Origin of the sequence: Paraburkholderia sp. MM5496-R1, assembly GCF_050436205.1 — a bacterium.
GTDB classification, from domain to species: Bacteria; Pseudomonadota; Gammaproteobacteria; order Burkholderiales; family Burkholderiaceae; genus Paraburkholderia; species Paraburkholderia tuberum.
In genome coordinates this window covers 3,701,981-3,720,524 of record NZ_JBNDLT010000002.1, presented here as the reverse complement: position 1 = coordinate 3,720,524, position 18,544 = coordinate 3,701,981, and the positions used below count along the sequence as shown (strand labels likewise).

17 protein-coding genes and 1 tRNA gene are annotated in these 18,544 nt (G+C 63.4%); 6 read left to right on the top strand and 12 right to left on the bottom strand.

What is annotated here, in order from left to right; genetic code table 11:
- Positions 1-20: 20 nt before the first annotated feature.
- Complete coding sequence (locus tag OKW38_RS24390; RefSeq protein ID WP_167368601.1) at positions 21-188, bottom strand: hypothetical protein; 168 nt, start codon at positions 186-188, stop codon at positions 21-23.
- A gap of 178 nt (positions 189-366) precedes the next feature.
- On the opposite strand from OKW38_RS24390, the gene OKW38_RS24385 reads away from it, so the two are divergent.
- The 5 genes from OKW38_RS24385 (at position 367) to OKW38_RS24365 (ending at position 2,917) form a co-directional block, all read left to right on the top strand.
- The gene (locus OKW38_RS24385; RefSeq protein WP_368595306.1) at positions 367-543 is read left to right on the top strand and encodes a hypothetical protein; all 177 of its coding nucleotides are present in this window, start codon (positions 367-369) and stop codon (positions 541-543) included.
- Between the two features lie 398 nt (positions 544-941).
- Positions 942-1,100 carry a DUF3309 family protein gene (locus OKW38_RS24380; RefSeq protein ID WP_429335052.1) on the top strand — a complete coding sequence of 53 codons (159 nt, stop codon included), beginning with the start codon at positions 942-944 and terminating at the stop codon, positions 1,098-1,100.
- Positions 1,101-1,201: 101 nt separating this feature from the next.
- Positions 1,202-1,278 (top strand) — tRNA-Pro (locus OKW38_RS24375).
- A gap of 212 nt (positions 1,279-1,490) precedes the next feature.
- Positions 1,491-1,949, top strand: coding sequence for a SixA phosphatase family protein (locus tag OKW38_RS24370; protein ID WP_018421227.1), 459 nt, complete (start codon positions 1,491-1,493; stop codon positions 1,947-1,949).
- A 155-nt stretch (positions 1,950-2,104) separates the two neighbouring features.
- Positions 2,105-2,917, top strand: coding sequence for a GNAT family N-acetyltransferase (locus OKW38_RS24365; protein ID WP_090801095.1), 813 nt, complete (start codon positions 2,105-2,107; stop codon positions 2,915-2,917).
- A 92-nt stretch (positions 2,918-3,009) separates the two neighbouring features.
- Here OKW38_RS24365 and ppx read toward each other — a convergent pair whose 3' ends face one another.
- On the bottom strand, positions 3,010-4,662 hold the full coding sequence (gene ppx, locus OKW38_RS24360) for an exopolyphosphatase (protein WP_429335053.1): 1,653 nt from the start codon (positions 4,660-4,662) through the stop codon (positions 3,010-3,012).
- A gap of 204 nt (positions 4,663-4,866) precedes the next feature.
- On the opposite strand from ppx, the gene ppk1 reads away from it, so the two are divergent.
- Positions 4,867-6,930 (top strand): polyphosphate kinase 1, encoded by a 2,064-nt coding sequence (gene ppk1 / locus OKW38_RS24355; RefSeq protein WP_090801097.1) that lies wholly within the window; start codon positions 4,867-4,869, stop codon positions 6,928-6,930.
- 114 nt (positions 6,931-7,044) lie between these two features.
- On the opposite strand, the gene phoR is transcribed toward ppk1, so the two are convergent.
- From phoR to ftsH, 10 genes are all read right to left on the bottom strand, one after another.
- Complete coding sequence (gene phoR, locus OKW38_RS24350) at positions 7,045-8,358, bottom strand: phosphate regulon sensor histidine kinase PhoR (RefSeq protein WP_090801098.1); 1,314 nt, start codon at positions 8,356-8,358, stop codon at positions 7,045-7,047.
- An 85-nt stretch (positions 8,359-8,443) separates the two neighbouring features.
- Complete coding sequence (gene phoB / locus OKW38_RS24345) at positions 8,444-9,145, bottom strand: phosphate regulon transcriptional regulator PhoB (RefSeq protein ID WP_008922879.1); 702 nt, start codon at positions 9,143-9,145, stop codon at positions 8,444-8,446.
- 26 nt (positions 9,146-9,171) lie between these two features.
- Complete coding sequence (gene phoU, locus OKW38_RS24340; protein ID WP_027198295.1) at positions 9,172-9,876, bottom strand: phosphate signaling complex protein PhoU; 705 nt, start codon at positions 9,874-9,876, stop codon at positions 9,172-9,174.
- Positions 9,877-9,904: 28 nt separating this feature from the next.
- Complete coding sequence (pstB, locus tag OKW38_RS24335; RefSeq protein ID WP_090801100.1) at positions 9,905-10,753, bottom strand: phosphate ABC transporter ATP-binding protein PstB; 849 nt, start codon at positions 10,751-10,753, stop codon at positions 9,905-9,907.
- Between the two features lie 16 nt (positions 10,754-10,769).
- Positions 10,770-11,666: a phosphate ABC transporter permease PstA gene (gene pstA / locus OKW38_RS24330; protein ID WP_187610850.1), complete on the bottom strand. Its 897-nt coding sequence runs from the start codon at positions 11,664-11,666 to the stop codon at positions 10,770-10,772.
- Positions 11,663-12,664: a phosphate ABC transporter permease PstC gene (gene pstC, locus OKW38_RS24325; protein WP_429335055.1), complete on the bottom strand. Its 1,002-nt coding sequence runs from the start codon at positions 12,662-12,664 to the stop codon at positions 11,663-11,665. Before pstC ends, pstA begins: the two co-directional genes overlap by 4 nt.
- A 160-nt stretch (positions 12,665-12,824) precedes the next feature.
- Complete coding sequence (pstS, locus tag OKW38_RS24320; RefSeq protein WP_090801106.1) at positions 12,825-13,856, bottom strand: phosphate ABC transporter substrate-binding protein PstS; 1,032 nt, start codon at positions 13,854-13,856, stop codon at positions 12,825-12,827.
- A gap of 422 nt (positions 13,857-14,278) precedes the next feature.
- Entirely contained in the window at positions 14,279-15,637 is a 1,359-nt protein-coding gene (gene glmM, locus OKW38_RS24315; RefSeq protein ID WP_429363365.1) for a phosphoglucosamine mutase, read from the bottom strand.
- A gap of 29 nt (positions 15,638-15,666) precedes the next feature.
- Complete coding sequence (gene folP / locus OKW38_RS24310) at positions 15,667-16,479, bottom strand: dihydropteroate synthase (protein WP_187610943.1); 813 nt, start codon at positions 16,477-16,479, stop codon at positions 15,667-15,669.
- A 170-nt stretch (positions 16,480-16,649) separates the two neighbouring features.
- Positions 16,650-18,539, bottom strand: a complete 1,890-nt coding sequence (gene ftsH / locus OKW38_RS24305) for an ATP-dependent zinc metalloprotease FtsH (protein WP_018421239.1) — start codon at positions 18,537-18,539, stop codon at positions 16,650-16,652.
- Positions 18,540-18,544: the final 5 nt, after the last annotated feature.

Here is an 18,544-nt window from a genome sequence, read left to right as displayed (position 1 = left end):
GTTTTCACTTCAACGAGCGCTCACTGCGCGACGGGCGCGGGCACCATCGCGGGCGGCCGATCGTCGGTGGGCACGCCGTGGTAGTCGGCGGGATCATGTGGTGGGCTGCCGCGATGCGCGGACGGATTGTCCGCACAGCCGGCGACGCCGGCGCACAACAGCAAGGCAAGAGTCAGAACGCGGGTCATTTTGCAATCGTCTCCGGGACAAAGCGATGGCGGACGTCCGCCATCGCGCCGAGAGTCTAACCGCAAAGCGCGTTCGGCGACGCCATCACACACCTCGTGCGTCGCCCGTTCCAGTTCGTGAGATTTCGCCGGACCTGCGCTACTATGGGTTCATGGCTGAACCTACCGGGAGACTGCCATGGACGGTGAATCGATCGCGGGCCTGATCGGGCTCGCAATAGGCCTGATCGTGCTGGCGGCGTTGTCGATCTTCGAATCGCGGGCCTACCGGCGTGAACACGATGGCGAGGGCATGCTGCACCACTGGACGCATCAGCATCTACATATGCCGCATTGGAGGCGTCCAAGGCATTGATGCGGGTGCATTGATGCGGGTGATCTTCGACTCTGACCGAATGGCCTCTGCCCGCGGCACCGGCATGTCACGGTGCGTCAGTCGCGCGTCCGCTCGATGACGCATTGACCGGCGTTGCGGCGCCTGCGCGCATCGAGGTCCGCTGGACGTGCGCAACGCCTTTCCGGTTCTTTGGGCATACCTACATCGAACGACGACGCTTCCTGCGTCGCTCTCTCCTTCTGCGCTTTCGTCCAAGGCCTCACTGCATCGAGCTTAACGGGTGATAGGCACATGCCTTGCTGGTTCCGATCCAGCAACAGACGCGCGACACGCGCGTCGATTGTTGCGGCGCGCGCGCCAAACCAGCGTGAAGATGCGGCCAGCGATTTCGCGGCCCCCTCAACAAGGAGAACGCCATGACCGTCGGAACCATCCTGCTAATCGTGCTCATCGTGCTGCTGATCGGCGCGTTGCCAAGCTGGCCGTATAGCAGCGGCTGGGGCTATCGGCCGACTGGACTCGTCGGCGTCGTGCTGATCATCGTGATCGTTCTGCTGTTGATGGGGCGTATATAGCCCACCGCGAGCCCGCTATGGTGAACGTCGTTGCCCGTGCGGTTTTGGTGCCGCCAAGGGATTGACGCTCCTGCCCGCACCCCCTATACTCTCGGATTCGTCGGAGCGTAGCGCAGCCTGGTAGCGCATCTGATTTGGGATCAGAGGGTCGTAGGTTCGAATCCTATCGCTCCGACCACGAAAAGCAGCTCGAAACCCGCGAAGCCTCCGGCTTCGCGGGTTTTTGCTTTTTTGGCTCGCGTTCACGTGGACGCCGACAGCCGACCCGTCAGGCACTCGCCTTGCAAATCATCACCTGCGCATGCGACAGTGCTTGAGGCAGGTACCTCGCCGCGAAGACGCGCAAGCCCGCCGCAACGCCATCCCAAGCCGCTCAAAAAGGAGACTCCCATGGACCTGATCCTCTGGCGTCACGCCGAAGCAGAAGATGTCGCCGCGAGCGATCTCTCCCGCGCGCTCACCACGCGCGGCCGCAAGCAGGCGCAGAACGCCGCGAAATGGCTGCGCGCCCGTTTGCCCGACGACGCGGTCATACTCGCGAGCCCCGCCGTGCGCACCATCCAGACCGCCGAGACGTTGAGCGACCAGTACCGCGTCGTGCGCGAACTGGCGCCGAACGCGAGCGCGAACGACGTCCTGGAAGCGGCCGGCTGGCCCGGCGGCATCGCGCAAACCGTCGTGATCGTCGGCCATCAACCGACGCTCGGCCACGTCGCCGCGCAACTGCTCGGCGACAGCCGCGCGAGCTGGCCACTGAAAAAAGCCGGCATCTGGTGGATCGAGAGCCGCGAGCGCAACGGCGAAGATGAGGCGGTGTTGCGCGCCGCCATCAGCCCCGATCTGATCTGAGCGCGCGTGTCGCGCCACGCCTCCGACATTACAGGCACCCACGCGAGGGCTTACGGGCAGTCATCCAATCGTCACGGCTTTGCCATGCGAGCGTCACCGCGCGTTACTACATTGGCGAAAAAAGAAATCCTCACTCTTTTCGACCAGGACAGCCAATGCGAGAACTGCCGACGCCCACCCTGCCCTTCACCTCGCTTTTCGAACCGCGCCGTCTGCCGCGCGCCGAGGAAACGGTCACCGCGCAGCATCGCCTGCAAGTGTCGTGGGCGCGTACCGACGAAGAGCTGCGTGAAGCGCAGCGTCTACGCTATCGCGTCTTCGCCGACGAAATGGGCGCACGCCTCAGCGGCCCCGCGGGCCTCGACGTCGATGCCTTCGATTCGTACTGCGACCATTTGCTGGTACGCGATCTCGACACGTTGAAAGTAGTCGGCACGTATCGCGCTCTGCCGCCGCATCAGGCCGCGCGCATCGGCCGTCTATATGCGGAAAGCGAGTTCGACGTGTCGCGTCTCACGCATCTGCGCGCGAAGATGGTCGAGGTCGGCCGCTCGTGCGTGCATCCGGACTATCGCAGCGGCTCGGTGATCATGTCGCTATGGGCTGGGCTCGCCGCGTACATGAAGCACAACGGCTACGAGACGATGCTCGGCTGCGCGAGCGTCGCGATGGCCGACGGCGGCCACTATGCGGCGAACCTGTATTGCTCGCTGCGCGACAACGCGCTGACCGCGCCCGAATATCGCGCGTTCCCGCATACGCCGCTGCCGGTCGACGAACTGCAGACGGGTGCCGCCGTCGCGCCGCCCCCGCTCGTGAAGGGCTACTTGCGTCTCGGCGCGAAGATTTGCGGCGCACCGGCGTGGGACCCCGACTTCAATACCGCGGATTTCCTGACGCTGTTCCGTCTGTCCGATATCAACGCGCGCTATGCGCGGCACTTCCTCGGCGATGCGTTGCCGCGATAAGCTGCGCCGAGATACGAAAAAGCCCTGCATTTGCAGGGCTTTTTTGTTCGTGCACACGCCGCGGATCGACGCGTGCGTCGATCCGCATCGCGTCAATCGTCCGTATAAACGACACGGTACGGAATCCCGACTTTCTCCCACTCCGCCGCCTCCTGGATCAGGCTGTAATCCGTCAACGGATTGTTGGCGACCCACTCGTTCGGCAAACGCACCTCGTAACCGCTGTTCGCCTGAGCAACCGTGATGCCCGGCAAGCCGACGTCCGCGCGTCGACGGCACAGCAACGCCGCGAGCCGCAGACAGAACAGCAGCGGCCATTCGACGTCGCGCGTCTGCGACAGCTTGCCGAGCTTGCCCGCGTGGCCGAGCACGAGCGCGGCGAGGCGCGCCTGGTCGGTACGCGAAAAGCCCGGCATATCGGCATTGCTCGCGATATAAGCCGAGTGTTTGTGATACGCGCTATGCGAGATCGACAGCCCGATTTCGTGCAGCGACGCCGCCCAGCCGATGAACATGCGGTTTTCCGCGCGGCGTTCCTCGTCCGGTTCGACGAACTGGTCGTAGAAGCTCGTCGACAGATCGCGGATGCGCCCCGCCTGCGGGCGATCGACGCCATAGCGGCGCATGAAGCCCTCGACCGTCACCGTACGCATGTCCTCGTGCTGCGAACGGCCGAGCAGGTCGTACATGACGCCGAGGCGCAGCGCGCCGTCGGTGGTGTCGACATAGTCGACGCCCAGTTCGTCGAACACCGCGATCATGATCGACAGCCCGCCCGCGAGCACCGGCACGCGGTCGCTCTTCAGCGCAATCAGTTTCAGCCGGTTGACGTTTTCGGCCTTGATCAGCGCGCGCTTGAGCCGCTCGAGGCCGCCGCGCGAAATGCCGTGGGTGACGCCCGCATCGTTGAAATTGTTCGCCTCGACCAGTTCGGCGAGCGCGCGCGCGGTGCCCGACGAGCCGATCGCCTGCTCCCAGCCGGTCTTCTTGTATTCGGCGGAAATGATCTGGATTTCGCGGCGCGCGGCGAGCTCGGCCTGGCGCATCGTGTACTCGTCGACGTTGCCGGCCGGGAAAAACGCGCGGCTATGGCTCACGCAGCCGATATACAAGCTCTCCATCATGATCGGCGTGTAGTGCGAGCCGATGATGAATTCCGTCGAGCCACCGCCGATATCGACGACGAGCCGCTTGCCCGCGCTCGCCGGCACCGAGTGCGCGGCGCCCGCATAAATCAGGCGCGCTTCCTCGCGCCCGGCGATCACTTCGATCGGAAAACCGAGCGCGGCCTGCGCTTCGCCGAGAAATTCGCCCGCATTCTTCGCGATGCGCAGCGTATTGGTCGCGACCGCGCGCACGTGGTCCGGATGAAAATCGCGCAACCGCTCGCCGAAGCGCTTCAGCGCGTCCCAGCCACGCACCTGCGATGCGCGATCGAGCATCTTGTCGCTCGATAGCCCGGCCGCGAGCCGCACCGGCTCGCGCAAGGCGTCGACCTGATAGATCTGGCTGCCCGCGTCGGTTTCCTCGACCCGGCCCACGATGAGCCGGAAGCTGTTCGAACCGAGATCGACGGCGGCGAGGAGATGAGGAATATTGACCATCGGGTAAGCGTACTCCATGCGCGCGAGCGCCGCGGCTGCGGCCGAGGGCGTGGCGGCGGACTCCGGCAGCGCCACGCGCCTGCCCGGCGCCTTCGGCGCATGGTGCGCGTCGCGTCCAGCCGCACTGTTCAAAGACGCCATTCTAAGCGTAGCAGCCTTCACGGTGTCACCTCGCGGCGCAGGGAGTTCGGTATCGTCGCATAGGTAGCGCGTCATATTGACGACAGACGACGATTGCGGCATAAAATGTTAAAAACATCGCCGATGTCATCAGGACGTCATCAAACCGTGAGAATTTCCGAGCGTCTTTCCGTCTCCATTTCAGACATTCCAATCTCGCCGCCGATGTCCGTCCGCTATCCCCTATTGAATCGCGAGCTGGGCATTCTGGGTTTCAACGAGCGTGTGTTGGCGCAAGCCGCCGATCCCGCCGTCCCCTTGCTCGAACGTCTCCGCTTTATCTGCATCACCAGTAGCAACCTCGACGAATTCTTCGAAGTCCGCATGGCCGGGCTTCAGGAACAGATGGGCGACAACCCCGGCGCATTGTCGCCCGACGGCATGTCGCTGCTTCACATGTACGACCTCGTGGTCGAACGTGCGCAGAAGCTCGTGCATCGCCAGTACACGATGCTGCACGACACGGTGCTCACCGCGCTCGAACAGGAAGGCATCTATTTCCACGGCAACGAAGCCTGGAGCGACGCGCAGACCGAATGGGCGCGCAACTACTTCTTCAACGAACTGCTGCCGGTGCTCACGCCGATCGGTCTCGACCCCGCGCATCCGTTTCCGCGCGTGCTGAACAAGAGCCTGAACTTCGTCGTCGAGCTCGAGGGCAAGGACGCGTTCGGCCGTCAGGCGATGATGGGCATCGTGCAGGCGCCGCGCGCGCTGCCGCGACTCGTGCGCATGCCGCAGGAGCTGTCGGGTTATCCGCATGGCTTCGTGCTGCTGAGCTCGCTGCTCCAACACTTTGTCGGCGAGCTGTTTCCGAATCTCTTCGTGCGCAGCTGCAATCAGTTTCGCATCACGCGCAACAGCGAGCTGTTCGTCGACGAAGACGAAATCACCAATCTGCGCGTCGCGTTGCAGGGCGAACTGCCGGCGCGGCATCTGGGCAATGCGGTGCGGCTCGAAGTGTCGGCGGAAACGCCCACGCATGTGGTGCGGCGCCTGCTCGACGAAAGCGGTCTGTCGAACAAGGACTGCTACTACGTGAACGGCCCCGTCAATCTGGTGCGGCTGATGCAGCTGCCCGAGATGGTCGACCGGCCGGATCTGAAGTTCGTGCCGCACATTCCGTCGACGCCGAGGCAGATCGCCAACAGCGCGAGCATGTTCGACGTGATCGATCAGGGCGACGTGCTGCTGCATCATCCGTACGAGAGCTTCCAGCCGGTGCTCGAGCTGCTGTTGCAGGCGGCCAAGGACCCGAACGTGGTCGCGATCAAGCAGACCATCTATCGGACCGGCACCGACTCGCCGCTGATGGATGCGCTGATGCAGGCCGCGCGCAACGGCAAGGAAGTCACGGTGGTCGTCGAGCTGCTCGCGCGCTTCGACGAGGAAACCAACATCAACTGGGCCTCGCAGCTCGAAGCGGTCGGCGCGCACGTGGTCTACGGCGTAGTCGGCCACAAGTGCCACGCGAAGATGATGCTGATCGTGCGACGCGTGTCGGCGGGCGGCAAGGCGAGCCTGAAGCGCTACGTGCACCTCGGCACGGGCAACTATCACCCGCGCACCGCGCGCCTCTATACCGATTTCGGTCTGATGACCGCCGATCAGAAGATCTGCGAGGACGTGCACCATGTGTTCCAGCAGCTCACCGGCATCGGCGGCGAGCTGAAGCTGCACGAGCTGTGGCAGTCGCCGTTCACGCTGCATCCGAAGCTCGTCGACGCGATCCGCAAGGAAGCCGAGCATGCGCGCGCGGGCAAGAAGGCGCGCATCGTCGCGAAGATGAACGCGCTGCTCGAGCCGACGGTGATCGCCGAGCTGTACGAAGCATCGCAGGCCGGCGTGAAGATCGATCTGATCGTGCGCGGCGTGTGCTCGCTGCAGCCGGGCGTGCAAGGGCTCTCCGAGAACATCACGGTGCGCTCGATCGTCGGGCGCTTTCTCGAACACCATCGCATCTACTACTTCTACGACGGCGGCAAGGAACAGGTCTATCTGTCGAGCGCCGACTGGATGGATCGCAATCTGTTCCGGCGCGTCGAAGTCGCATTCCCGGTCAACAACCGGCGACTGAAGCGGCGCGTGATCGCGGAAGGGCTGTCGGCGTTTCTCGGCGACAACCAGTCGGCCTGGTTGATGCAGAGCGACGGTCACTACCGCCGGCGCCGGCCGGGCAAGGCGTCGCGCAATGCTCAGATGAGTCTGCTCGGCAAGTTCTGTTCGTAGTCGCCCGCGTTTCGGGTGCTCGCCGCGATGGCGGGCACCCGAAACGCGCGCATAAAAAAACCGCCTTTTTCAGGCGGTTTTTTTATGCGTCGACCAGTCGTACGACTGCCGCGTTCAAACCTGTGCGGTTTGACAGCGCGCCGTCCGATACACCGGAAAGCGCACCGTGAACGTGCTGCCGCGCCCTTCTTCGCTCTTCACGTCGAGTTGCGCATCGTGCCGTTGCAGTACGTGCTTGACGATCGCGAGACCGAGCCCGGTGCCGCCCGTGTCGCGCGAACGGCTGCGATCGACGCGATAGAAGCGCTCGGTGAGCCGCGGGATATCGGCGGCCGGAATGCCGAAGCCGCTATCGGTGACCGAGAACACCGCATGGCCACCCTGCGCACGCCAGTTGACCTTGATCGAGCCGCCGTCCGGCGTGTAGCGGATCGCGTTCGTCACCAGATTGCCGAATGCGCTGAGAATCTCGGTTTCGACGCCGGTGACGGTCAGCGCTTCGTCGGCATCGAAGACGATCTTGTGATGATCGCTGGACAGGCTCTGCGCGTCGTCATGCAGATGCCGCAACACCGCGCGCATGTCGATCATCTGATCGCTCGGCGGCTTGTTGTCGCCTTCGAGCGTCGCGAGCACGAGCAGATCGCTGACGATATGACGCATGCGCGACGCCTGCTGCTCCATCAGCTCGAGATAACGCGCGCGCTCGGCTTCGCCCAACGGCAGCTCGCGCATCGTCTCGAGAAAGCCGGACAACACCGTGAGCGGCGTTTTCAATTCGTGCGACACGTTGGCGACGAAGTCACGCCGCATCGCATCGGTGCGCTCGAGTTCGGTGATGTCCTGCGACAGCACGAGCTTGCGATTGTCGCCGTAAGGAAACACCTGCACCGACAGCACGTTCTGGCGCTTGTCGCCCATGCCGCGCATGATCAGCATTTCCTCGTACCGATGCGAATTCAGATAGCGCACGAAATCCGGATGACGCACCAGATGCGTGATGTGCTGACGCAGATCGCGCTTCGCATCGAGCCCAAAGTGGCTTTCGGAAATCGCGTTGCACCACTCGATCTGATCATGATCGTCGAGCATCGCGACGCCGTTAGGCGACGCCTGGATCGCCTGGATGAAACGCGAATGCTGCTGCTCGACCTGGCGCACCTGGGCATGCCAGCGCTTCGCGAGCTTGTGCAGACGGTAGTAGATTTCGCCCCAGATGCCGGGGGCGCTCGGCACTTCGCCGTACACCGGCGCGTCGAGCAGACGCCACAGACGCTGCTTGTGGAAGGTACTGAAGACACTCTGTACGAGCAGCAGGACGATGGCGAGAGCGAGCCCTGCCTTGACGTTCAGCAGTGCGCCGACCACCGCGCACAGAACAGCAAGCAGCACGACCGACACGATGGAGCGCGCCCAGATGATGTTCATGGTCTAGCGATCGAAGAGAAAATACAGCGCAGGAGGAAGGTACGGCGGCACAGCGCAGTGCAATGCAGCGCGCCGCCGACGGCTATCAGGCGCTCTTCGCCAGCCGGTAACCGCTGCCGCGTACCGTTTCAATCATAGCATCGCACCCGGCCGGCTTGAGTGCCGCGCGCAGACGCTTGATATGCACGTCGACGGTCCGCTCTTCGACGAACACGTGATCGCCCCACACCTGATCGAGCAGTTGCGTGCGGCTGTGCACGCGCTCCGGGTGAGTCATGAAGAAGTGCAGCAGACGGAATTCGGTCGGGCCGAGATCGAGCTTGATCTCGCTGCCTTCCGCATGCGCGGCGACGCGGTGCGTGGCCGGATCGAGCTTCAGGCCGTTGATTGCGACCACGTCTTCGGTCAGCTGCGGCGCGCGGCGGCGCAGCACCGCCTTGATGCGCGCCATCAGTTCCTTCGGCGAGAACGGCTTCGTCACGTAGTCGTCGGCGCCGATCTCGAGTCCGAGCACCTTGTCCTGCTCGTCGCCTCGCGCGGTCAGCATGATGATCGGGATATGCTTCGTACGCTCGTTGTTGCGCAGATCGCGCGCGAACGAAATACCCGATTTACCCGGCAACATCCAGTCGAGCAGCACGAGATCGGGCAGTACGTCGCTGATCAGGTTGTGCGCCTGCTCCGCGTTGTACGCGCGAATCGGGCAGTGCCCGGCGTGTTGAAGATTGACCGAAATCAGTTCGGAAATGGCGGGCTCATCTTCAATGACGAGAATGCTGCTGGGCATCGGCACCTCTGTTCCTTATCTCTGGATTAGCTGAGCGCTTCGCGTTCGAGCGCGTCGCGCGACTGGTGCCGCACGTCGGTACCCTTGACGATGTAGATGATGAATTCCGCGATGTTCTTCGCGTGGTCGCCGATCCGCTCGATTGCCTTGGCGATGAACAGGAAGTCGAGGCCTACCGAGATCGAACGCGGATCTTCGGTCATATACGAAATCAGCTTGCGCACGAACGCGCGGAATTCCTCGTCGATCGCCTTGTCGTCGCGCACGATCTGCGCGGCGGCGACCGTGTCCAGACGCGCGAACGCGTCCAGCGCACGGCGCAGGATCGACACGGCCATTTCGCCCGACAGCTTGATCTCGGCGATGTTGATGGTGCGCGATGCGCCGTCTTCCATCAGACGCTTGGTGCGCTTCGCGATCTTTTCGGCTTCGTCGCCGGCGCGCTCGAGGTTCGTGATGGTCTTCGAGATCGCGATCAGCAAGCGCAGATCGCGCGCGGCCGGCTGACGGCGCGCGATGATGTTGCTGCACTCTTCGTCGATCTCGACTTCCATCTTGTTCAGACGGTCTTCGGCGACGATCACCTGCTCGGCGATGTCGAGGTCGAATTCGTTGAGCGCCTGCATCGCGTTGACGATCTGCGATTCGACGAGGCCGCCCATTTCGAGCACCTTCGACGAAACGAGGTTCAGGTCTGCGTCGAACTGGCTGGACAGATGTTTATCGGACATGTCGTACTCCGTTGTATTGCCCGGCGGATTAGCCGAAGCGGCCAGTGATGTAGTCCTCGGTTTCCTTGCGGACCGGCTTGATGAAGATCTTTTCGGTGTCGCCGAATTCGATCAGTTCGCCGAGGTACATATAGGCAGTGTAGTCCGAACAGCGGGCCGCCTGCTGCATGTTGTGCGTGACGATCACCACCGTGTAGTCGCTCTTGAGTTCAGCGATCAGCTCTTCGATACGGCCCGTCGAAATCGGGTCGAGCGCCGAGCAGGGCTCGTCGAGCAGCAGCACTTCGGGGCGAATTGCAATACCGCGCGCGATGCACAGACGCTGCTGCTGGCCGCCCGACAAACCGTAGCCGCTCTGGCCGAGCTTGTCCTTCACTTCGTTCCACAGCGCCGCCTTGGTCAGCGCCCATTCGACGCGGTCGTCCATTTCCGAGCGTGACAGCTTCTCGAACATCTTCACGCCGAAAGCGATGTTGTCGTAGATCGACATCGGGAACGGCGTCGGCTTCTGGAACACCATGCCGATGCGCGCGCGCAGCAGCGAAATGTCCTGGCGCATGGTCAGCAGGTTTTCGCCGTCCATCACGATCTCGCCTTCCGCGCGCTGCTCCGGATAGAGCGCGTACATCTTGTTGAAGGTACGCAGCAGCGTGGACTTGCCGCAGCCCGACGGGCCGATGAACGCGGTCACCTTGCCTTCGGGAATCTGCAGATTGACGTTCTTCAGCGCGTGATACTTGCCGTAGAAGAAGTTGAGGTCCTTGACCTCGATCTTCGGACGCGACGGCGTTTGCGCGTGAGCGCTGTGTTCGGGGTCGGAGCCCGCGGGCGCGGCTGCGTGCCCGATCGGATTGAGTTGGGTTTCTGCTACGTTCATCGGATTCACTCCGCCCTTACTTGTTCGAGAAGATCGTGCGCGCGAGGACGTTCAGTCCCAGCACCGCGAGCGTGATCAGAAAGACGCCGGCCCACGCGAGCGATTGCCACTGCGCGAACGGGCTCATCGCAAACTTGTAGATCGTGACCGGCAGGTTCGCGACCGGCTGACCCATATCGACCGAGAAGAACTGGTTCGACAAAGCGGTGAAGAGCAGCGGTGCGGTTTCGCCGGCAATTCGCGCGACACCGAGCAGCACACCGGTGACGATGCCCGCGATCGACGCCTTCAGCGTGATCGACAGCACCATCTTCCACTTCGGCGTGCCGAGCGCGAACGCGGCTTCACGCATCGCATTCGGCACGAGCTTCAGCATGTTTTCGGTCGTGCGAATCACGATCGGAATCTGCAGCAGCGCCAGCGAGAGCACGCCGGCCCACCCGCTGAAGTGGCCCATCTTCACGACGACGAGCGCGTAGACGAACAGACCGATGACGATCGACGGCGCCGACAGCAGGATGTCGTTGATGAAGCGCGTGAGGTTCGCGAGCCAGCCTTTCTGGCCGTATTCGGCGAGATAGACGCCCGCCATGATGCCGATCGGCGTGCCGACGAAGGTCGCGAGCCCGACCAGCAACAGGCTGCCGACGATCGCGTTGGCGAGACCGCCGCCATCGGTGTTCGGCGGCGGCGTCGACTGCGTGAACAGTTCGATCGACAGACCACCGATACCGAGACGCAGCGTCGTATAGAGAATCCACACGAGCCACAGCAGGCCGAACGCCATCGCCGCGAGCGACAGCGTCAGCGCAAGCGCGTTGGTCATGCGACGGCGCCCTTGCAGACGCACGCGCATCGTTTCGAGCGTCGCGGCGTCCTTCAGACCCGGCATGTTCAGGGACGGCCCGCTCATTTCGCGCCCTCCCCTTTCTCGAGACGCAGCAGCATGATTTTCGAAATCGCCAGCACGATGAATGTAATCACGAACAGGATCAGGCCGAGCTCCATCAGCGCCGACGTATGCAGGCCCGGCTCCGCTTCCGCGAACTCGTTGGCGAGCGCCGAGGTGATGCTGTTGCCCGGCGAAAACAGCGAAATATTGTCGAGCAGGTTGGTGTTGCCGATTACGAACGTGACCGCCATCGTCTCACCCAGCGCCCGGCCGAGGCCGAGCATGATGCCGCCGATCACACCGCTCTTGGTGAACGGCAGCACGATCTTCCACATCACTTCCCACGTCGTGCAGCCGATACCGTACGCCGATTCCTTCAGCAGCACCGGCGTCACTTCGAACACGTCGCGCATCACCGCCGCGATGTACGGGATGATCATGATCGCAAGGATCACGCCCGCGCACAGAATGCCGATGCCAATCGGCGGACCGGCGAACAGCGCGCCGACGATCGGAATGCCGCCGAGCACCGCGCCTAGCGGCTTCTGGAACCACACCGCGAAGATCGGCGCGAACACGAGCAGACCCCACATGCCGTACACGATCGACGGAATCGCGGCGAGCAACTCGATCGCGATGCCGAGCGGCCGGCGCAGCCACGCGGGCGACAGTTCGGTCAGAAATAGCGCGATACCGAAGCTGACGGGCACCGCGATGAGCAGAGCGATGATCGACGTCGCGAGGGTGCCGTAGATCGGAACGAGCGCGCCAAATTGCTTGCTGGGTGGATCCCACACCGCCGTCCACAGGAACGCGAGACCGAACTCGCGAATCGACGGCATCGAGGCGACGATCAGCGACACGATGATGCCGCCGAGCAGCAGCAGCGTGACGATGGCGGAAAGGCGTGCGAGGCCGCCGAAGATCACATCGCCCGAGCGGCCAGGCGCTTTCTGCTGCGACGCGCTGCCAGGCGGAGTGGCCCGGCCCGTGCCGGACCCTAAATGAATATCGGACATGAGAGCCTGAGGGACCTGTTTCCAGTTGCCGGACGACACATGTCGGGCGGTCGGTGATGCATGCGGCGCATGCCGCGTGAATGTCACAGGCCGTCCTCGCACGAGGACGGCCGGGGTGCTACAGGGCGCGGCCCAGATCGACCGCGCCAGCTTACGCCTGTTACTCGTCGAGCGTCTTGCCTGCCGAATCCTTGATCTTCTGCTTCCACTGCGTGCGGATTTCCGAGACGACCGACTGCGGCAGCGAGATGTAGTCCAGATCGTTCGCAGCCTGGCCGCCGTTCTTGAACGCCCAGTCGAAGAACTTCAGCGTTTCCGCGCCTTGCGGTGCCTTGTCCTGCGTCGTATGCAGCAGCACGAACGTCGCGCCGACGATCGGCCATGCGTTCTTGCCCGGCTCGTTCGTCAGGATCTGATAGAACGACTTCGACCAGTCGGCGCCGGCCGCCGCTGCCTTGAACGTGTCGGTCTCCGGCTGAACCACCGCGCCGGATTCGTTCTTCATCGCGACGTAGTTCATGTGGTTCTGCTTGGCGTACGCCCATTCGACGTAACCGATCGCGCCCGGCAGACGCTGCACGAAAGCCGCGACGCCGTCGTTGCCCTTGCCGCCCGTGCCGGTCGGCCAGTTGACCGTCGCACCTTCACCGACCTTCGTCTTCCATTCCGGGTTGACCTTCGACAGGTAGTTCGTCCAGATGAAGCTGGTGCCCGAACCGTCGGCGCGGCGCACCACGGCGATGTCCAGATCCGGCAGCTTGACCTTCGGGTTCAGCGCGACGATTGCCGGGTCGTTCCACTTCTTGATCTTGCCCAGGTAGATGTCGCCGAGCACTTCACCCGACAGCACCAGTTCGCCCGGCTTGACGCCCGGCACGTTGACTGCCGGCACCACGCCGCCGACCACCGTCGGGAACTGGAAGAGGCCTGCCTTCGCGAGTTCGTCGTCCTTCAGCGGAGCGTCCGAGCCTGCGAAATCGACGGTCTTCGCCTCGATCTGCTTGATGCCGCCCGACGAACCGATGCCTTGGTAGTTAACCTTGCCGCCGCCGGTCTTCTGATAAGCGTCGGCCCACTTCGTGTAAATCGGTGCCGCGAACGTGCTGCCCGCGCCGGTGATGTCTGCGGCTTGCGCTGCGATTGCGAAGAGCGCGCCAGCGACGCCAGCGAACACGGTTTGCATCAATTTCATGAGACCTCCAAGGGGGTGTGAGCGTGTGGTGTGAGCGTGAAACTCGAACACCGCGAAGCTTAGGGTCTCTTTATGACAAAAACGTGACTGATAATGAATCAGATGTGACAGTAATATTACCCATTGAAAGGTGCCGAAGCCGCAGAATTGCCGCAGCGCCGATGCCCGTTGCATCGCATTTTTCGAGGTAGACAAAAAAAGATGGGGCGCGAACGTTTGCGCTGCGCGCGGAGGTCGTTTTTGTGCGGGATGTGCCGTCCTTTTGGCGGCTGCGGAGTGGGGATTCGATGGGGTGAGGAATGAGCCTTCGTTGCGTGTGAAAGCCCGGCCGCCCAGTTTATGGAGCCCGCTGAATCTTCTGCTTGCGACGCTCAGGCAGGCGGCAAGCGGTCGCCACCGCCCGCCGTCGACTCGGGAATCGATCAGGCCGTCGCTACCCGCACGGCTTCGGCAATCGCTTCAGAATGCTCGAGCGCGTCCGCGACGTTCTGCGCCTCCACCATCACGCGCAGTACCGGCTCGGTGCCCGACGCGCGGATCAGCACGCGGCCGCGGCCGTCGAGCGCGCCTTCGGCCACCTCGATCGCACTGCGGATCGTCTCGCTGCGCTTCCAGTCCGAGCCGGGCTTCATGCGCACGTTGATCAGCTTCTGCGGAAACAGGGTGACACCGTCGAGCAGATCCGTGAGCGATTTGCCGCTGCGCTGCATCGCCGCCAGCACGAGCAGAGCGGACACGATGCCGTCGCCGGTCGAATGGCGATCGAGTGACAGGATGTGGCCCGAACCTTCGGCGCCGAGCTGCCAGCCGTGCTCGCGAAGCTGTTCGAGCACATAGCGGTCGCCGACCGCGGCGCGCACGAACTTGACGCCGGCATTCTGCAGCGCGACCTCCACGGCCATGTTGGTCATCAGCGTGCCGACCGCTCCTTCCACGTGGCCAGCGGTCGCGATACGGTCCTTGACCAGCACGTACAACAGCTCGTCGCCGTTGAAAAGGCGGCCGGACTCGTCGACGACCTGCAGACGGTCGGCGTCGCCATCGAGCGCGATACCGAGGTCCGCGTGGTTTGCGCGCACCGCGCGAACCAGCGCATCCGGCGCGGTCGCGCCGACGCCGTCGTTGATATTGAAGCCGTTCGGCGAGACGCCGATCGGGATCACTTCCGCGCCGAGCTCATGGAACACGTGCGGCGCGACGTCGTACGCGGCGCCATGCGCGCAATCGACGACGAGCTTCATGCCGCGCAGGTCGTACGCGGCCGGGAACGTGCTCTTGCAGAACTCGATGTAGCGGCCACCTGCGTCATCGAGACGGCGCGCTTTGCCCAGTTGCTCGGAGGCCGCGCACGCGAGCGGCAGTTCGAGCTGCTCCTCGATCTGCGCCTCGACGTCGTCCGGCAGCTTGTTGCCGTCGGCCGAGAAGAACTTGATGCCGTTGTCGTAGTACGGGTTGTGCGATGCGCTGATCACGACACCCGCGGCAAGCCGCAGTGCGCGCGTCAGATAGGCGATGCCGGGTGTCGGCATCGGGCCGGCCAGCATCACGTCGACGCCGGCGGCCGAGAAGCCCGATTCGAGCGCGGCTTCGAGCATGTAGCCCGACACCCGCGTGTCCTTGCCGATCAGCACGGTCGGACGGGTGCCTGTTTTCGCCCATTGATCGGCGCCCGCGAGCACCTTGCCGGCCGCATAGCCGAGCCGCAACACGAATTCCGGCGTGATCGGGCCTTCGCCGACCTTGCCCCGAATGCCGTCCGTTCCGAAGTAACGACGTGCCATGTTTGTTCTCCCTGTCTGTGGCTGCGGGTTCAACCGTGCGCGCGGCTCTGCTTGTCCGCATCGCGCAGGGTTGCCCATACTTTCAATGCATCGACTGTTTGCGCGACGTCGTGTACGCGCAGAATCGCGGCGCCTCGTTCGGCCGCGCACACCGCCGCGGCGATGCTGCCGGCCACGCGCTCCGGCGCCGGCCGCCCCGTCACCGCGCCAACCATCGACTTGCGCGACATGCCCGCAAGAATCGGATACGGCGAAGCGGCGCGCGGGGCCGTGTCGCGCAGATGCGCGAGCAGCGCGTAGTTATGCTCGACGACGACCTTGCCGAAGCCGAAACCCGGATCGACGCTGATACGCTCGCGCGCAATCCCCGCCTGCTGCAACGTCGCGACACGCTCCTCGAGGAAGTGGCGCACTTCGCCGACGACGTCGTCATAGTGCGGCTCGCCCACCTGCATGGTCTGCGGCTCACCTAGCATATGCATGACACAAAGGCCGCAGTCGCTGTCGCGCACCGCGTCGATCGCGCCGGGCATGCGGAAGCCCCAGATGTCGTTGATCAGGTCGGCGCCCGCATTCAACGCATGACGCATCACTTCCGGCTTGTACGTATCAACCGACAATGGCACGTTCGCGCCACGCAGTTGCTCGACGAGCGGCAACACGCGCTCCAGCTCTTCGTCGAGCGGCACCGGCGGCGCGCCAGGACGCGTCGATTCCCCGCCGATATCGATGATGTCCGCGCCCTCCAGCATCATGCGCTCGGCCTGGCGCAGCGCATCGCCGCGCGTCGCGAACTTGCCGCCATCGGAAAAGGAATCGGGAGTGACGTTCAGGATGCCCATGACCAACGGGCGTTCGAACGTCAGCTTGAAGCGGCCACACTGCAGCGGCTCTGGAAGGGGTGCGGAAGAGGAATCGACTTTCGACACGTAGCAATGCTTCACTTGGAACGGACAAATGCAAAACGGGCCGGTGTGTAGCACACCGGCCCGCCCTTTCTACTGGCTGCCGATCAGGCCGGCGCGGTTGCGCTGCCCGGCTTGACTTCGGTGCCCGGGCTGCCGCCCGACGAGGCGTCGCTCGCCGACGGCGGCGAGCTCTTCGGCGAACGCGGCGGACGGCCTGCCATGATGTCGTTGATCTGATCGGCGTCGATCGTCTCCCACTCCATCAGTGCGGCGGTCATCGCTTCGACCTTGTCGCGGTTCTCTTCGAGCAGGCGCCGTGCGAGATTGTACTGCTCGTCCAGCACATGACGGATCTCCGCGTCGACCTTCTGCTGCGTCGCTTCCGAAATGGTCCGCGTGAAGCCTCGGCCGAACGGCGAAGCGTCGTTCTCGTCGTCGACATAGACCATCGGTCCGAGCGCATCCGTCATGCCGAAGCGGGCAACCATTGCGCGAGCCGTCTGCGTCGCCTTGTTGAAGTCGTCCGACGCACCGGTGCTGATCAGGTTCAGGAACAGCTCTTCCGCGACGCGGCCACCGAACAGGATGGCAAGACGGTCGAGCAGATATTCCTTCGAGTACGTTTCGTTGTCATGCTCCGGCAACTGCCATGTGACGCCCAGCGCGCGACCGCGCGGAATGATCGTGACCTTGTGCACCGGATCGGCCTTCGGCAACAGCTTCGCGATCACCGCATGACCCGATTCGTGATACGCGGTAGCACGCTTCGATTCTTCGCGGATCACAGCCGACTTGCGCTCTGGACCCATGAAGATCTTGTCCTTCGCGTCCTCGAAGTCCGTCATTTCGACGATGCGCTTGCCGCGGCGCGCCGCGAACAGTGCTGCTTCGTTGACGAGGTTTGCGAGATCTGCGCCCGAGAAACCCGGCGTGCCGCGCGCGATCACTGCCGCATCGACGTCGTTCGAGATCGGCACCTTGCGCAGGTGCACCTTCATGATGTGCTCGCGGCCGCGAATATCGGGCAGACCCACGTACACCTGACGGTCGAAACGGCCCGGACGCAACAGCGCCTTGTCGAGCACATCCGAACGGTTCGTCGCGGCGATCACGATGACGCCCGAGTTCGCCTCGAAGCCGTCCATTTCGACGAGCATCTGGTTCAGCGTCTGTTCGCGCTCGTCGTTACCGCCGCCCATGCCGGCGCCTCGATGACGGCCGACCGCGTCGATTTCGTCGATGAACACGATACACGGCGCGTGCTTCTTGGCCTGCTCGAACATGTCGCGCACGCGAGCCGCGCCGACGCCGACGAACATTTCCACGAAATCTGAACCTGAAATGCTGAAGAACGGCACCTTCGCCTCGCCGGCGATGGCGCGCGCGAGCAGCGTCTTACCGGTTCCCGGCGGGCCAACGAGCAGCACGCCGCGCGGAATACGACCACCGAGCTTCTGGAATTTCTGCGGATCGCGCAGGAAGTCGACGAGTTCCGACACTTCTTCCTTGGCTTCGTCGCAACCGGCGACGTCGGTGAAATTGATTGCGTTGTTGTTCTCGTCGATCAGCCGCGCGCGCGACTTGCCAAACGAGAACGCTCCGCCTTTGCCGCCCCCCTGCATCTGTCGCATCATGTAAAACCAGAAACCGATGATCAGGATCGTCGGCCCGAGGTAATACAGCACGGACATCAGTGCATTGGGTTCGTCGTCAGCCTTGCCGCTCACCTGTACGCCATACTTCATCAGATCGCCGACCATCCAGATGTCGCCGGGCGACACGATCTGGTACTTCTGGCCGTCTGCTGGAGTGACCGTGAGGTTCCGCCCCTGGACAATGACGTTCTTGACTTTGCCGTTCTTCGCGTCGTCCATGAACTGCGAATAGGAAACGCCTTCCTGGACACGGGGCTTGTCGAACTGCTTGAACACCGTAAACAGCACCAGTGCGATCACCAGCCACACTGCTGCTTTCGAAAACATATTGTTGTTCAAAGCAC